This window comes from Actinomycetes bacterium (assembly GCA_036510875.1).
Classification (GTDB): Bacteria; Actinomycetota; Actinomycetes; order Prado026; family Prado026; genus DATCDE01.
The window spans coordinates 1-15,872 of sequence record DATCDE010000273.1 but is presented as its reverse complement, the minus strand read 5'-3'; the positions used below and the strand labels follow the sequence as shown (position 1 = coordinate 15,872).

14 protein-coding genes and 1 pseudogene are annotated in these 15,872 nt (G+C 73.0%); 8 read left to right on the top strand and 7 right to left on the bottom strand.

Going from position 1 to position 15,872, the window contains the following annotated elements:
* The 4 genes and pseudogenes from VIM19_16040 to VIM19_16025 form a co-directional block, all read right to left on the bottom strand.
* Positions 1-769 (bottom strand): SDR family oxidoreductase (locus tag VIM19_16040; GenBank protein ID HEY5186365.1); only part of this gene is annotated, 769 nt, incomplete at its 3' end.
* Between the two features lie 68 nt (positions 770-837).
* Positions 838-1,041, bottom strand: coding sequence for a hypothetical protein (locus tag VIM19_16035; GenBank protein ID HEY5186364.1), 204 nt, complete (start codon positions 1,039-1,041; stop codon positions 838-840).
* Between the two features lie 125 nt (positions 1,042-1,166).
* On the bottom strand, positions 1,167-1,658 hold the full coding sequence (locus VIM19_16030; GenBank protein HEY5186363.1) for a hypothetical protein: 492 nt from the start codon (positions 1,656-1,658) through the stop codon (positions 1,167-1,169).
* A gap of 23 nt (positions 1,659-1,681) precedes the next feature.
* A pseudogene (locus VIM19_16025) lies at positions 1,682-1,819 on the bottom strand (VOC family protein).
* A gap of 317 nt (positions 1,820-2,136) precedes the next feature.
* Here VIM19_16025 and VIM19_16020 point away from each other — a divergent pair.
* Complete coding sequence (locus VIM19_16020; GenBank protein HEY5186362.1) at positions 2,137-4,491, top strand: heparinase II/III family protein; 2,355 nt, start codon at positions 2,137-2,139, stop codon at positions 4,489-4,491.
* 9 nt (positions 4,492-4,500) lie between these two features.
* Here VIM19_16020 and VIM19_16015 read toward each other — a convergent pair whose 3' ends face one another.
* Positions 4,501-4,800, bottom strand: coding sequence for a 4a-hydroxytetrahydrobiopterin dehydratase (locus VIM19_16015; protein HEY5186361.1), 300 nt, complete (start codon positions 4,798-4,800; stop codon positions 4,501-4,503).
* Positions 4,801-4,827: 27 nt separating this feature from the next.
* Here VIM19_16015 and VIM19_16010 point away from each other — a divergent pair, with 27 nt between their 5' ends.
* A complete protein-coding gene (locus tag VIM19_16010) occupies positions 4,828-5,241 on the top strand; it encodes a (deoxy)nucleoside triphosphate pyrophosphohydrolase (GenBank protein HEY5186360.1) in 414 nt (137 codons plus the stop codon).
* On the opposite strand, the gene VIM19_16005 is transcribed toward VIM19_16010, so the two are convergent.
* Positions 5,220-6,002, bottom strand: a complete 783-nt coding sequence (locus VIM19_16005) for a class I SAM-dependent methyltransferase (protein HEY5186359.1) — start codon at positions 6,000-6,002, stop codon at positions 5,220-5,222. The two genes, VIM19_16010 and VIM19_16005, sit on opposite strands and share 22 nt — an antisense overlap.
* A 92-nt stretch (positions 6,003-6,094) precedes the next feature.
* On the opposite strand from VIM19_16005, the gene typA reads away from it, so the two are divergent.
* The gene (typA, locus tag VIM19_16000; protein HEY5186358.1) at positions 6,095-7,945 is read left to right on the top strand and encodes a translational GTPase TypA; all 1,851 of its coding nucleotides are present in this window, start codon (positions 6,095-6,097) and stop codon (positions 7,943-7,945) included.
* Between the two features lie 6 nt (positions 7,946-7,951).
* Here typA and VIM19_15995 read toward each other — a convergent pair whose 3' ends face one another.
* Positions 7,952-10,081: a prolyl oligopeptidase family serine peptidase gene (locus tag VIM19_15995; protein HEY5186357.1), complete on the bottom strand. Its 2,130-nt coding sequence runs from the start codon at positions 10,079-10,081 to the stop codon at positions 7,952-7,954.
* Positions 10,082-10,109: 28 nt separating this feature from the next.
* On the opposite strand from VIM19_15995, the gene mshB reads away from it, so the two are divergent.
* The 5 genes from mshB to VIM19_15970 form a co-directional block, all read left to right on the top strand.
* The gene (mshB, locus tag VIM19_15990) at positions 10,110-11,003 is read left to right on the top strand and encodes an N-acetyl-1-D-myo-inositol-2-amino-2-deoxy-alpha-D-glucopyranoside deacetylase (GenBank protein HEY5186356.1); all 894 of its coding nucleotides are present in this window, start codon (positions 10,110-10,112) and stop codon (positions 11,001-11,003) included.
* A 144-nt stretch (positions 11,004-11,147) separates the two neighbouring features.
* Entirely contained in the window at positions 11,148-13,103 is a 1,956-nt protein-coding gene (locus VIM19_15985; GenBank protein HEY5186355.1) for an AAA family ATPase, read from the top strand.
* Positions 13,104-13,175: 72 nt separating this feature from the next.
* Positions 13,176-13,625, top strand: a complete 450-nt coding sequence (locus VIM19_15980; GenBank protein HEY5186354.1) for a chemotaxis protein CheW — start codon at positions 13,176-13,178, stop codon at positions 13,623-13,625.
* Between the two features lie 103 nt (positions 13,626-13,728).
* A complete protein-coding gene (locus VIM19_15975) occupies positions 13,729-15,288 on the top strand; it encodes a methyl-accepting chemotaxis protein (GenBank protein HEY5186353.1) in 1,560 nt (519 codons plus the stop codon).
* Between the two features lie 22 nt (positions 15,289-15,310).
* Positions 15,311-15,872 (top strand): Hpt domain-containing protein (locus VIM19_15970; protein HEY5186352.1); only part of this gene is annotated, 562 nt, incomplete at its 3' end.

Genomic DNA, 15,872 nt, shown 5'->3' with positions numbered 1-15,872 from the left:
CCGCCTCGAACCAGCGGTGGGGCAGCAATCGCTTGGCGACCAGCCCGACCCGCTCCCCGCACTTCCCGGCGGACACCCGCCGCCGGGGAGTGTCCGCGTGCAGCTGCCGGGCGACCACCCGCGCCACCTCGGCCGGGTCCGCGCCGTTGCGCTCGTCGCGCTCCATGACGGCGACGGCGAGCCTGAGGGCCGCCTCGTAGGGGCCGCTCGGGCCGGCGGCGCCCCGCCGGTTGGCGGTGAAGTCGGTCCGGAAGTTGCCCGGCTCGACCAGCGTCACACCGACGTTGAACGGGGCGACCTCGTAGGCCAGCGCCTCGGCCCAGCCCTCGAGGGCGAACTTGCTGGCGCTGTAATACGACTGGAACGGGATCGCGATCCGACCGCCGATGCTGCTGATCAGCACGACCCGACCGCCACCGTTCGCGCGCAGGTGCGTCAGCAGCCCGGTGGTGACCCGGACGGTGCCCCAGAAGTTCGTCTCCAGCTGGGCCCTGGCCTCGCCCAGCGACGTCGTCTCGGCGGGTCCGGCAAGCCCCCAGCCGGCCGCCGTGACGAGCGCGTCGACCCGTCTGTGGTCGGTGAGCACCTGCCGGACGCCGGCCGCCACCGACTCGTCGCTGTCGACGTCCATGACCAGGCCCCGCCAGCCCGGACCGCCGGTGCCCCGACGGCTCGCGCCGACCACCGTCCAGCCCTGCTGCGCCAGCAGGTCGGCGGTGGTCCGGCCCAGTCCGGCGGACTCGCCGGTCACCAGCACGACCCGACCCATGAGAACCCCGTTCGACGACGACTCGGCCACACGCTAGCCCGGCCCGGCCGGGAGGGCAGCGGTGCCGGTCAGACGTGGGCCGCGGTCCGGGTGTCGCCCTCGATGCGGTGCATCTCGTCCGTGACGACCCATCCGCGGGCGACGAGCTCGACCCGGTGCTGCCGGCCGTGGTGGCCGCAGAACAGCAGCACCTGCCCGTCTCGCGTCGCCTTGACGAAGGCCTGGGTACCACAGGCGTCGCAGTGGTCCGACTCGCTGAGAATCGGTGACATCGGGCCACCTCCCGCTCGGATCCGATTCGGTCCCTTCCACCGTGCCCGGGCGACCGGTCCCGGACCCAGAGGACTTGGTCCCCCCGGCTGCGCCACCCGGCCCCTTGCGCCGCGCCCGTCGCCGGCTACGTCAGGCGCGGCAGGTCGGTCGGGCGGATCCCCGGCCCAGGCTGGGCCTGGGGCGTCGTCATCAGCCGAAACGGCAGCTGCCGCACCGGCTCGCCGTCCACCTCGACGACCACGGCGTAGGCGCCGAGGCGCCCCAGCGGGAGGCTCTGCAGGCTGAACGCCACCGGCACAGTCTGCGCCTCCCCCGGGGGCAGGATCGGCGGCCGGCCCACCGTGAACGTCGTCTGCATCTCGACCGGGACCGGCGGCGGGGCACCGTCGGAAACCCACGGGAGGACCGGTCGGCCGTCCTCGTCGAGGAGGCGCACCACGATCGTGTGCGGCTCGTTCGTCGCGTTGTAGGGGACCTGGACGACGGCTGCGACGCTGAACGCCACGACGTGCGGTGGCTGCGGGCTGACGAAGAGCAGGTTGATGGCGGCCCCGTTGATGAAGAGCTTGCCCTCGAGGGCCTCCGCGTGGTCGCAGAGCATGACGTCGATGTCCATGGGGCCCAGCCTGCCTGACCGGGTCAGGTCGCGCTGGATCCGACCTCCTCGGGCCGCGGCGCACGCAGCACGCAGAACTCGTTGCCGTCCGGGTCAGCCATCACCACCCAGGACTGCTCGCCCTGCCCGATGTCGATGCGGCGCGCGCCCAACGACGCCAGCCCAGGGCCTGTTGCCAGAAGTCAGCGATCCGCCGCGGGTCGCCGGAGTCGAACAGGGTCGCCTGCCAGGTCTTTGCCATGGACGGCGTGCCATCGGCGGCACCCCAAAGCGTCAAGCATGAGACCGCAGCCGCCCAAGCCACGGGGGGGCGCAGCCGGGCGACTGCGGCACAGCAGACGCTAGTGGGACGGTGCTTCCGGACCAACATCATCGGGGAAACCGTCACGGCGCGCGTCAACCGCCGTCCGACTTTCCGCTTTGCGGCATGCTTGGGCGGGTTCGCCGCCCCGCCCGCTCGACCCGAAGGTTGTCGCCCGTGCCCGGAACCGCTGCCCGCCGACTGTCCCTGCTGGCCTCCGCTGCGGCCGTCTTCGCGCTCGTCGGGACGATGCTCTCGGCGCCCGCGCAGGCGGCGACGGCCCCGCCGCCGGTCAACCAGGCCGCCGCCGCAAAGCAGTGCGCGATGAGCTTCGGACTGCCGAACAGCACGGATGCCGCGACCGCGGCCGCACTCATGCAGGGTCGCGTGAACCTCGGCCGGTACGGCACGTTTACGCTGGCAGCCAACCCGACCTGGCGGCCGGTGTCGACGCTGGACAGCAGCGGCGACAGCTACATGCACGCGCTGTACTACCTGCTGCCACTGCTGCGCGAGGGTGTCCGCACCCACAACACCGCCATGCTGGTGCGCTTCTACACCGTGCTCGCCGACTGGATCAAGGACAACCCGGCGACCGGGCCGACCCGGTCCCTGGCGTGGAACCTCCCCATGGTCGTCGGGTACCGGGCCCTGGTCCTCACCTGCGCCGCGGCGGTGCCGGGCAACGCGACCGTCTTGTTGCGGCAGGCGCTGTACTCCACCGGCGCCTGGCTGGCCTGGCCGGCGAACTACGACGGATCCAACAACGCCTCGCTGCACCAGTCGATGGGCCTGCTCGCGATCGGCGCGGCCATCGGCCGGCCGGACTGGGAGCGGATCGCGGTCAGCCGGATCAGCTCGCTGGCGGTCCGGCTGATCAAGAACGACGGCTCGGACGGCGAGGGCGCGCCCGCCTATGCCGTCGACAACTACCAGTGGTTCATCGACGCCGCGGAGCGGATCCGCCGGACCGGGCTCGCCGTCCCGTCGACGCTGCGCCGGGTGTCCCTGGTGCCCGCCTTCCTGGCCCAGGCGGTGCGCCCGGACGGCAAGCTCGAGGCGCTCGGCGACACCACCCCGGCCCCGCTGCCCGCCGGACTGTGGACCGGCACGGCGGCCGAGTGGACGGCGACCGGCGGACAAAGCGGCACCCCGCCCACCCAGACCTACGCCACCTACTCGGGCGGGTACGTGTTCGGCCGGTCCGGCTGGGGCACCCAGCAGCCGAACTCGCAGGAGACCTTCTACAGCGTGCGCTTCGGCCCGCGCTCCGGCGTCGCGCACGCGCACGACGACAGCGGCGCGCTCACCCTCTACTCGCAGGGCAGCGAGCTGCTCTTCGACGTCGGCCAGTGGCGCTACTCCGACGGCGCGACCCGCAACTACGTGGTCTCCCGCGCCGCGCACAACGTCGTGGTCGTCGACGGGGTCGCCCGCAGCACGTACCCGGCGCCCACGCTGGTCAACGCCAGCACTGGGGAGTTCGACGTCACCACCGTCGTCGACCGCGGCTACCGCGGCGTCACGCTGACCAGGACCATCGTCTACGACCGGGCCCGGAACCTGTTCGTGGTGTGGGACCGGCTGGTCTCGGCGACCTTGGTGAAGGCCTCCCAGCAGTGGGGACTCGGCCCTGACCGAGGGACCGCAGTGACCCCCGACATGGTCTCGAGCACCGGGGCCGGCGCCAACGTCTCGTTGCTGTTCACCGGCGGCAGCGACGGCCAGGACGTCGTCAGCGGGGCGAACTCCCCGTTGCGGGGCTGGAACAGCAGTGCGTATGGCCAGCTGTCCCCGGCCCCGTCCGTCCGCTCCACCCAGTTCGGCAGCCACCTGTCCTGGGTCACGGTCATCGTGCCCAGGGGGGCGGGTGTCTCGGACTCCGGGCTCACGGCGACGAGCACGTCCACGGACAGCTCGGCGACGGTCGGGATCACCACCCCGGTGAGCGGCACCACCTGGCTGGCGCTGACCAACAGCTCGGCGGCGGTGACGGCCGCGCCGGGGACGGTGCCGGCCACGGTCACGGTCGCGCCGCGGCTGCTGAAGCGGGGCTCGCCGCTGTTCGTCCGCGCGGCCAGCCTGGTCCCCGGCGAGCCGGTCTCACTGGAGCGGCAGGACGGCGGCGTGTGGTCGTCGGTGGCGTCCGGCGTGGCCAGCGCGGCCGGTACGGTCGGCTGGCGGATCGTGCCGACGTCGTCCGGCTCCTACCGGGTGGTCTCCTCGGCCGGACCCACGGCCGCGGTTCCGGTCGTCGTCGCGATGACCCCCGGTCCGGTCGCGGGCCTGACCGTGACGACGGCGCACCGGTCGGTCACCGTGCGCTGGCGGCCGCCGGCGAGCAACGGCGGACTGCCCATCAGCGGGTACATCATCACGGTCGCCGGGATGCGGGTCGTGGTCGCGCCGACCACCTACGCCGCGCTGTTCACCGTCGTCCCCGCCCGCAGCCAGCCGGTGTCCGTGGTGGCCGGCAACGCGCTGGGTGCGGGGGCCCCGGCGGCGACCAGGGTCTGGGTCGCGTCCTCCTGACCCCTGGGGTCAGGAGGCGCCTCGGGCCTGGGCGATCTCGGAGATCTGGTGGGCCAGCTCGACGTCGAGCTGGGTGAGGCCGCCGGCCGAGTGCGTCGACAGGGCGAACCGCACGCGGCGCCAGCGGATGTCGATGTCCGGGTGGTGGTTCATCACCTCGGCGGCCACCGCGACCTCGTCCACGACGATGATCGCGGTCATGAAGTCGGGCGCCTCGACGGTGCGGGACAACAACTCCCCGTCGCTCGCCCAGCCGGGCAGGTCGGCGAGCTGACGGTCGATCTCCGCGGGCTCCAGCAGTCTGCTCATACGGCGAGCCTGGCAGAGTGGCGTCCCGTGGACGAGCCGCAGATCGTCGTGGGGGCCGCGATCTGGCGCAGCGGCCGACTGCTCGCGGCCCGGCGCAGCGCCCCGTCCGCGCTGGCCGGCGGCTGGGAGCTGCCGGGGGGCAAGGTCGACCCGGGGGAGTCGGACGAGCAGGCCCTGCTCCGCGAGATCCGCGAGGAGCTCGGCGTGGCGGTCGAGCTGACCGCTCGGGTCGGCGCGGACTGGCCGCTGGTCCCCGGGCTGGTGCTGCGGGTCTGGAACGCGCGGCTCACCGGTCCAGCCGCCGACCCGCTGCCGCTGCAGGACCACGACGAGCTGCGCTGGCTGGCGCCGGCCGAGCTGGACTCCGTGGACTGGCTGCCGGGCGACCGTGCCCCAGTGCGGGCCGCCGCTTCGACCTGTCAGGGTGCCGACGGCGTATAGACCGTCCTCACCCAGACAGACGCGGGGCGGTGAGCCACCACCATCAGCTCGATCTCGTCCAGCTCGGGTGGCCGGCGTCCCCAGCTCCCCGCCGTCCCGCCCCAGAGGTGGTCGACCGCGAGGCCGACCACGTCGAAGAGCAGAATCAGCTCGGTGGGCACGAACCCGCGTTCCCGCAACGGCGGTGCTGAGGGGTCAGGTGAGGTGATCTCGGTGCGCACCGCGAGCGCCAGCGGGTCGAAGTCCCCGGCGGCCACCGACTCCGGGGTGGCGCCACGGGCCAGCGCGTAGCCGTTCAGCACGGTGAACACGCAGCCGCCGCCCGGCTCGAGCGACGCGGCCACGCAGCGCAGCACCGCCAGCGGCTGGGCGAGCGGGTCGTCGGTGCTGCCCAGCAGGCCCATCGCGCCCTCGCACAGGCACACGACGGCGTCGAAGCGGCGGCCGAGGTCGAAGTCGGTGGCATCGGCCCGCACCCACTCCACGGCCACGCCGGCGGACGCCGCCCAGGTGCGGGCCTGCGCGAGCATCCCCTCGGAGAGGTCCAGGCCGGTGACGGTCAGGCCGCGGCTGGCCAGCTCGAGGGAGTGCCGACCGGTCCCGCAGCCGACGTCCAGGACGGTCTGGCCGGGCCGCAGCCCCAGCAGCTCGACCAGGAAGTCGACCTCGGCCGTCGTCGCCCGGGCGAACGGGTAGCTGTCGTAGCTCGGCGCCTCGACGTCGAAGAAGTCGGACCACCGCGACTGGGGCTGGTCGGTCATGGCACCAGCCTGCCGTGCGCGTGGTCCGGGTGTCCCGGTTTGACCGCGTACCCTGAATGGACCGCCCACCGACCGGAAACGAGCGTTCCCGCATGCCCACCCGCGAAGACCTGCGCAACCTGGCCATCGTGGCCCACGTCGACCACGGCAAGACCACGCTGGTCGACGCGATGCTGTGGCAGTCGGGGGCCTTCACCTCGCACCAGGCCGACGAGGGGTCGGTCCACGAGCGGGTCATGGACTCGATGGACCTCGAGCGCGAGAAGGGCATCACCATCCTCGCGAAGAACACCGCGGTCCGGCACGGCGGGGTGACAATCAACATCATCGACACCCCCGGCCACGCCGACTTCGGTGGCGAGGTGGAACGCGGCCTGGAGATGGTCGACGGCGTGCTGCTGCTCGTGGACGCCAGCGAGGGGCCGCTGCCGCAGACCCGGTTCGTGCTGCGCAAGGCACTGCAGAAGCGGCTGCCCGTCGTCCTCGTCGTCAACAAGGTGGACCGCCCGGACGCGCGTATCGGCGAGGTGGTGGACGAGACCTACGAGCTGTTCCTCGACCTGGACGCCGACGAGCGCCAGATCGACTTCCCCATCGTCTACGCCTCGGCCAAGGCCGGCCGGGCCTCGCTGAACCGGCCGGACGACGGCGGGATGCCGGACTCGACCGACCTCGAGCCGCTGTTCGCCACGATCCTGTCGACGATCCCGGCGCCGAGGTTCAGCGAGGGCGCCCCGCTGCAGGCGCACGTGACCAACCTGGACGCCTCCCCGTACCTGGGCCGGCTGGCCCTGTGCCGGGTGCACGAGGGCACCATCCGCAAGGGCCAGCAGGTCGCCTGGTGCCGCACCGACGGCAGTGTCGAGCGGGTCAAGGTCACCGAGCTGCTCGTCACACAGGCGCTCGATCGGGTGCCCGCCGATTCGGCCGGCCCCGGCGACATCATCGCCGTCGCCGGGATTCCCGAGATCACCATCGGGGAGACCCTCGCCGACCCCGAGGACCCGCGCCCGCTGCCGGTGATCACGGTCGACGAGCCGTCGATCTCGATGACCATCGGCATCAACACCGCGCCGCTGGCCGGGCAGAGCGGCAGCAAGCTGACCGCCCGTCTGGTCAAGAGCCGGCTGGACGCCGAGCTGGTCGGCAACGTGTCGATCCGGGTGCTGCCGACCGAGCGTCCGGACACCTGGGAGGTGCAGGGGCGCGGTGAGCTGCAGCTCGCCGTCCTGGTCGAGCTGATGCGCCGGGAGGGCTTCGAGCTCACGGTGGGCAAGCCGCAGGTCGTGACCCGGTTGGTCGACGGCAAGGTGCACGAGCCGGTGGAGCGGCTGACCGTCGACATCCCGGAGGACTACCTCGGCGTGGTCACCCAGCTGATGGCGCTGCGCAAGGGGCGCATGGAGCAGATGGTCAACCACGGCACCGGCTGGGTCCGGATGGAGTACCTGGTGCCGGCCCGAGGCCTGATCGGGTTCCGCACCGAGTTCCTCACCGAGACCCGGGGCACCGGCCTGCTGCACCACGTGTTCGAGAAGTACGAGCCGTGGCACGGGGAGCTGCGGACCCGGCCCACCGGCTCGCTGGTGGCCGACCGGCGGGGGCCCACGACGGGGTTCGCGCTGGCCAACCTGCAAGAGCGCGGCACCATGTTCGTCGGCCCCGGCACCGAGGTGTACGAGGGCATGATCGTCGGGGAGAACTCGCGGTCGGACGACATGGACGTCAACGCGACCAAGGAGAAGAAGCTCACCAATATGCGGCAGTCCTCCGGGGACATTCTGGTGCCGCTGATCCCGCACAAGCAGATGTCCATGGAGCAGGCACTGGAGTTCTGCCGCGAGGACGAGTGCGTCGAGGTCACCCCGGCGACCGTGCGGCTGCGCAAGGTGGTCCTCGACCAGACCTCCCGCGAGAAGACCCGCTCCCGCGCCAGGCGCTAGCACTTGTCAGGGTGAGGACGAGCTATGCGTCGTCCTCACCCTGACAGGTCGCAGGGAGGACAGGAGGAAGTCGCGCTGCAGGAGCAGCAGGTTCTCGGCGACGACCTCCTGCGGGGTCATGTGGGTGACCCCGGACAGCGGCAGCAACGTGTGCGGCCGCCCGGCCGCGAGCAGCGCCGACGACAGCCGCAGCGAGTGCGCGGCGACCACGTTGTCGTCGGCCAGCCCGTGGATGATCATCAGCGGCCGGCTCAGCCCCGCCGCGTCGTCGAGCAGCGAGCTGACGGCGTACGCCTGCGGCTGCTCCTGCGGCAGCCCGAGGTACCGCTCGGTGTAGGCCGTGTCGTACAGCGTCCAGTCGGTCACCGGGGCGCCGGCCACCGCGACGTGGAACACGTCCGGACGCCGCAGCACGGCCAGCGCCGACAGGAACCCGCCGAACGACCAGCCGCGGATCGCCACCCGGTCGAGGTCGAGCGCGCCGGGGTGCGCCGCCGCGACGGCTCGCAGCGCGGCCACCTGGTCCTCCAGCACCACGGTGGCGACGTCGAGCCGCACGGCCCGCTCCCAGGACGGGGCCCCCGGGGTGCCCCGCCCGTCGGCGACGACCACGCAGAACCCCTGGTCGGCCCACCACTGTGACTCCAGGAACGGGCGTTGCGAGGCCACCACCTGCGCGCCGTGCGGGCCGCCGTATGGGTTCATGAGCACGGGCAGCGGGCCGTCCGCGGCCGACCAGCCGGCCGGCCACAGCACGGCGGTCGGGATCTCTCGCTCACCGACCGGCAGCAGCTCCACCGTGGGCCGAAGCGGCGGCTGGACCGCGCGCGACGCGATCCGACCGACCTCGACCCCGTTGCGCGTGACGACGACCTCGGCGAGCGGCCCGTCCAGCGCCGTCCGTGCGACGACGAGCGTGCCCGACGCCCCGCGGGCCGAGTGCCAGCCTGGCCGGTCGGTGAGCCGCTCCCACCAGGTGCCGAACAGCCGGTAGGCGTGCTGCTCGCCCAGCCCCTCGGTCCCGAGCGCCAGCACGTCACCGGACACGTCGGCCACGGCCCGCACCTGGACGCCGGCCGGCGACACCGCGACGCCGTCCACGCACAGGGCGTACCGGTCGTCGACCACCTCGACGGTGAGCAGCCGGCCGTCCCACCAGGCCGGCGTGCCCGGCACGACGTCCACCCACGCCGGGTCGGCCACCTCGCGCAGCATGGCGGTCCGACCGGTGTCGGGGTCCAGCGACAGCACGGCGAACCGGTCCTGCCGCCGGGTCATCACCTGCAGCAGCGGGGCGCCGGACTCCGACCAGTGCACGGTCACCAGGTACGGGTACTGCTCGCGGTCCCAGGTGACCTCGGTGCGCGGCCCGCCGTCGAGCCGCAGCTGCCACAGCGTCACGTCGGCGTTGGCCGTGCCGGCGGCGGGGTAGTGGTGCGCGGCCGGCTCACGGTCGGGGTTGGCCGGGTCCCCGATGTGCCAAACCGGCACCGGGGACTCGTCGACCCGGGCCACCAGCAGCGCGTCGGACGCCGGTGACCACCAGAACCCGCGGTAGCGACCGAGCTCCTCCGAGGCCGCAAACTCGGCCAGCCCGAAGGCCACCAGGTCGCCGCCCGGCTCGGCCAGCGCGCGGCCCCCGTCGCCGTCGGCCCCGACCACGTGCAGGGCGCCGCCGGCCGCGTAGGCCACCCACGCGCCGTCCGGCGACGGCCGCGGGTCGATCACCGCGCCGGACGCCGGCAGCTCCCGCGCGCCGCCGTCCACCAGGTCGGCGAGGAACAGCCGCGACGACAGGGCGAACGCGGCGACCCGGGCCTCCCGGTCGGTCGCGTAGCCGGTGATGCCCGCGCCGCCCTCGCGCAGCCGCTCGCGGCGGGCCCGCTCGGCCGCCGACAGCTCCTCGCCGGTCCCCGGCTCGAGCAGCTCCAGCGGGTCGGCGACCAGGCGCTCCTGGCCGGCGTCCACGTCGAAGCACCACAGGGCGCCGGCCCGGTCGGTGCCGGACGCCGTCCGCAGGAAGACCACCCGGGCGCCGTCCGGCGGCACGGTGAACGCCTTCGGCGCGCCCAGGGTGAAGCGCTGGGTACGGGCGAACAGGCGAGGGAAGGAGACAGTCTCGGGCATGGCAGGCATCATCCACGACGCCGTCCGATGCACGACAATGACCGCCATGAGCGACCGACGGATGCTGCTGGTGCACGCCCACCCCGACGACGAGTGCATCGGCACCGGCGTGACCATGGCCCGCTACGCCGCCGAGGGCGCCCAGGTGACCCTGCTCACCTGCACCCGGGGCGAGGAGGGCGAGGTGCTGGTGCCCGAGATCGCCCACCTGGCCGCCGGGCACACCGACGAGCTCGGCCCGCACCGGGTCCAGGAGCTCGCGACCGCCATGGAGATCCTCGGCGTGAGCGACCACCGGTTCCTCGGCGGCGAGGGCCGCTGGCGGGACTCCGGGATGATGGGCGAGCCGACCAACGACCGGGCGGACTGCTTCTGGCGGGCCGACCTGCTCGAGGCGGCGTCCGAGGTCGTCGCCGTGGTCCGCGAGACCCGGCCGCAGGTGCTGGTCACCTACGACACCTTCGGCGGCTACGGGCACCCGGACCACATCCAGGCCCACCGGGTCGCCATGTACGGCGCGCAGCTCGCCGCGGTCACCGGTTTCCGGCCCGACCTGGGCCCGGCCTGGGACATCCCCAAGGTCTACTGGACGGCGCTGCCCCGGTCCGCCGTCCAGCAGGGCATCGACGCGCTGCTGGCGTCCGGTGCCAGCAACTTCTTCGGTGTCGAGTCGGCCGACGACCTGCCGATGGCGGTGGACGACGCCCTGGTGACTACAACGCTGGACGGTCGAGCCTTCGAGCCGACCAAGATGGCCGCGCTGCGGGCGCACGCCAGCCAGGTGGAGGTGGACGGCGTCTTCTTCTCGATCGCCGCCCAGATCGGGCCGGAGGCCATGGGCGTGGAGTACTTCCGGCTGGTCAAGGGCACCGCGGGGCCCGACCCGTCCAGCGCGGACCGCCGGGAGAGCGACCTGTTCGCCGGGCTGTGAAGCCGGGCGGTGAACGAGTCCCGACTGGGCCGAACGTCCACACCTGATAGCCCAACCGGGTGAACTCGGCGAGCGGCGTCTCGCGGCGGCACGACACTGACGGTGAGGTGTCCACACGGTCCCCCCATCCCCCAGGAGGCGTACGTGTCGGTCCAGGAAGACCCCGCCCTGCTCGTCCATCGTGACGGCACGGACGTGGGTGCCAGCCGGGAGCGGTTGCGGCGGCGGAGGCTGCGCACGCTCACGGTGATCCTGGGGGTGCCGGCGGGCTTCCTGTGGCTGCGGATCCTGCGCAACGACCCGTTCAACGTGTTCGCGCTGCCGCACATCGACTCGATCATGGCCATGCAGCTGCTCATCGTGGTGGCCATCATCGGCTCGGTCCTGATCATGTTCGTCGGCGGCGGCCGCTCCCCGCACGTGCTGTACCGGCCCGAGCAGATCGACGTCCGGCTCGACGACATCAAGGGCATCGACGGCGTCAAGGAGGAGGTCGTCCGCTCGCTGAACCTGTTCCTGGCGCACCGGAAGTTCGCCGACTCGATGGGCGGCACCCCGCGTCGCGGGCTGCTGTTCGAAGGGGCCCCGGGAACCGGCAAGACCTACCTGGCCAAGGCCATGGCCCGCGAGGCCGGGGTGCCGTTCCTGTTCGTCTCCGCGACGTCCTTCCAGTCCATGTACTACGGCGCCACCGCACGCAAGATCCGCTCCTACTTCAAGGCGCTGCGCAAGGCGGCCCGGGCGGAGGGCGGCGCGATCGGGTTCATCGAGGAGATCGACGCCATCGCCGTCGCTCGTGGTGGCCTGTCGGCGACCACGCTGCCGGAGGGGCTGCGCGCCACCGGCCTGCCGGTCGGCTGCGGCGGCCTCATCGGGCTGCCGGCGCAGTACGCCGCGGGGACGCCGGCCACGGTCCTGAACCGCAGCATGGTGTCCGAGGGCGTCGGCGGCGTCGTCAACGAGCTGCTCGTCCAGATGCAGTCCTTCGACGAGCCCACCGGGTGGCAGAAGCTCCAGGCCAAGGTCACCGACTGGGCCAACCTCTACCTGCCGGAGAACCGGCAGCTGCAGCGACCGACCCCGCCGGCCACCACGGTTCTGCTCATCGCGGCCACCAACCGGGCGGACAACCTGGACCCGGCGCTGCTCCGGCCGGGCCGCTTCGACCGCCGGCTCACCTTCGAGTCACCGACCAAGACGGGACGGCGGGAGCTGATCGACTACTTCCTGGCCCGCAAGTCGCACGAGCCCGAGCTGGACGACGACGAGCACCGCGACGCGATCGCCTCGGCGACCCAGGGCTACACCCCGGTGATGATCGAGCACCTCTTCGACGAGGCCCTGGTCAACGCCGTCCGCCGGGACGCCCCGGCCATGAACCGGGCCGACGTGGAGAGGGCACGGCTGGTGGAGGAGATCGGGCTGGGCCAGCCGGTCGGCTACACCGTGCACGAGAAGCGGCTGATCGCCACCCACGAGGCGGGACACGCCACCATGGCCTGGCTGGTCGCCCCCCAGCGGCGGCTCGAGGTGCTCACCATCATCAAGCGGCGGGACGCCCTGGGCCTGCTGGCCCACGGGGACGCCGAGGACGTCTTCACCCAGTCCCGGCGGGAGATGCTGGCACTGATCCAGATCGCGTTCGGCGGCCAGTGCGCCGAGGAGATCTTCTTCGGCGACGTCTCGACCGGCCCGGGTGGTGACCTGCTCTACGCCACGAACGTGGCCGCGCAGATGGTGGGCGCCGTGGGCATGACCGACACGCTCATCTCCTACGGGGCGATCCAGAACTCCGGCTTCTCCGACACCAACATCGTCGGCCGGGTGCTCGGGGACGAGAACGGCCGACGCCGGGTCGAGGACCTGCTGCAGCAGCAGAAAGTGACCGCCAAGGGGCTCCTGGAGAACAACCGGCACCTCGTCGAGGCGCTGCGCGACGCCCTGCTCGAGCGGCACGAGCTGATCGGTCGGCAGATCACCGACATCCTCGAAGCCGCCCAGGCGGCCGGTCCGCGCCGTCCGGTGGTCGAGCCGGTCGAGCCGGTCACCATCGACCTGCGCTCCCCGACCGCGCCGTTGCCGGCGGACGGGCTGCGGTAGCAGCCCTGGAGCCCGCAACGGGCGCTGAGAAGGGGGCTTCAGGGGCGGGGCAGGCTGGTCGATGACCGGCAGGTGAGCGAGTCGGTGGTCGTCCGGATCGGCGCGGGGCGATACGCCGTGGGCCTGTCCGGCATCGCCGAGGTGGTCACCGCACCGCAGACGACGCGGGTGCCCGGGCTGCCGCGCTGGCTCACGGGGGTGGCCAACTGGCGCGGCCGGGTGCTGCCCGTGCTCGACCTGCGGCCGCTGCTCGGGGAGGAGCAGAACCCGCTCCCGAGCAGTTCCCGGCTGGTTATCCTCTCCGCCGACCAGTTCGAGGCGGGCTTGCTCGTCGACTCGGTGCTGGGGCTGCTCAGCCCGATCGAGGGAAGCCCGCAGCCGGTCCCCGCCACGGCCACCGCCGACGTCGCCGCCCTCGTGGTCGGCGTGGTGGACGACGGCCAGGGACCGGTCTCGCTGCTGGGTGAGCGCGAGGTCCTGCAGCTGCGCTCCCGGCTCGCGCCCGACCTGCGCGCCGGCTGACCCCGTTCACGCGAACGGCCTACAGGACGACCGCTCACCGCCCGATGCACAGCACGTGGCTGTCGTGTCGATGTCAGCCCGTCGAGGGAGGGTGCTCGTGGACGTGTCCAGGCGGCTCGCCACTGTGGCGGGCACGGCCATGTGGGGCGGGCTCGCGGTCGGGATCCTCGGTGCCTTCCTCACCGAGCACTTCCGCAACGAGGCCGCCGTGCACTGGTGGGCGGTCGGGGCCTGGACGGGGTTCGGAGCGCTGCTCGCCGTCGTGACCACCTGGCTGTCGGTGACCGGCGCGCGCGCCGGCGCGGACATCGCCACCGTCACGCGCGTCGCCCGGATCGTCATGCTGGGCGAGCTGGTGTTCATCACCGGGCTGGCCACGGTGAGCGGTGGCCTGCTCGGCGTCGGGTCGGTGCTGCTGGCCGTTGTCGTGCTCTTCGCCCCGCTCGTCCTCGGCCGGACCGAGACGTCCCTGTTCGCGCTGCTGATGGCGGCCAGCGTGGCCGTCACCGGGCTGTTGTCGCACACCTGGGTGCCGGCGGCGCTGCCGCTCGGTCTGGTCGCGCTGGTCGCGCTGCCCGGCATGATGATCATCGATGCCCAGCTGGCCGTCTCGATGCTCCAGCAGGAGCGCCTGGCGCAGGGCGAGCGGGACGCCCTCGAGGGGCAGGTCAGCGAGCTGTCGCAGGCCCTCGCCGCGGCGGCCGGCGGGGACCTGTCGGTCTCCGCGCCCATCGCGCTGCGGCCAGCGGAGGAGGCCCACGGCGCGATCGGCCTGCTCGCCCAGTCGTTCAACAACACGCTGGTGAACCTGCGCCAGCTGGTCGAGCAGATCCGCGGCGGCGGGGACCAGATCTCGGCCAGCGCGGTCGAGCTGCTGGCCACCGCGGAGGAGCACGCGGCCAGCGCGACCCAGCAGTCCTCGGCCGTGGCCGAGACCAGCTCGACCATCGAGGAGCTGGCGGCGACCGCCGCCCAGATCGCCGACACCGCCGAGGCAGTGGCCCGGTACGCCGGCGAGACGCTGCGGTACGCCGAGGACGGCCGGACGGCGGTCTCGGCCTCGGTGGCCGCCATGGACCGGATCGCCGATCGGGTCGACTCCATCGCCACCCGGGCGCTGTCGCTGGGTGAGAAGAGCCAGGAGATCGGCCGGATCCTCGAGGTCATCGACGACCTGGCCGACCAGACCAACCTGCTCGCGCTGAACGCCGCCATCGAGGCGGCCAGGGCAGGGGAGCACGGCCGCGGCTTCGCCGTGGTGGCCGCCGAGATCCGCAAGCTGGCCGAGCGCTCGCAGGAGTCGGCCGGCCGGATCCAGGCGATCGTCACCCAGATCCAGGCCGAGACCAGCGCCACCATCCTGGCCAGCGAGGACGGCAGCAAGGAGGTCCACAACGGCGCCGACCTGGCCAGGGACGTGGTCGAGGCGCTCGAGCGGATCGCCGGGATGGTGGACGAGACGACGACGGCGGCCAAGGAGATCTCGATCGCCACCCAGCAGCAGCGCTCGGCGTCCGAGCAAGTGGTCTCGGCGATGACCCAGGTGGCCGACGTCTCCCAGCAGTACGCCGTCGGGTCCAAGCAGTCCGCCGCCGCGGCCGCCCAGCTGAACGTGCTGGCCGCCGAGCTGCGGGCCTCGATCGCCCAGTTCCGCGTCTCGTGACCCCGGACCCCGGGAGCCGGTCGTGAGCGCTTGGACCGACGACCCCGAGCTGCTGGCCATCTTCCGGGCCGAGGTGGACGAGAAGCTGGCCACCCTGCGGGACGGCCTGCTGCGCCTCGAGGGGCACTCGGCGCCACGGCAGCTGGTGGCGTCGCTGAGCCGCGAGGCCCACACGGTCAAGGGCTCGGCGCGGGCCCTGTCGCTGGAGCCGGTGGTGCTCCTGGCGCACCGCTCCGAGGACCTGCTCGGTGAGCTGCGGGACGGCCGGCAGGAGATCCGCAGAGACCTCGTCGACCTGCTGCTCGCCGCCCTCGACGGGATCTCCGGGGCCATGCCCGGTGCGGCCCGGCCGGTCACCGCGGCGGAGCTCGACCAGCTGTCCGCCGCCTTCGATGCGGCGCTCAACGGGGTGAACCCGGTCGACGTGCCGCGGCCGGCGTCCGGGCCGGCCGCCCCGCCGTCGCCGGCCGCGGACCCGGCCGAGCCGGCGGTCCCCACCGGGTCGGCGACCGTCCGGGTCCCCACCCGGCGGGTGCACGACCTGCTGGACCTGGTGGGGGAGGCCGAGCTCGAGGCGCGGCGGG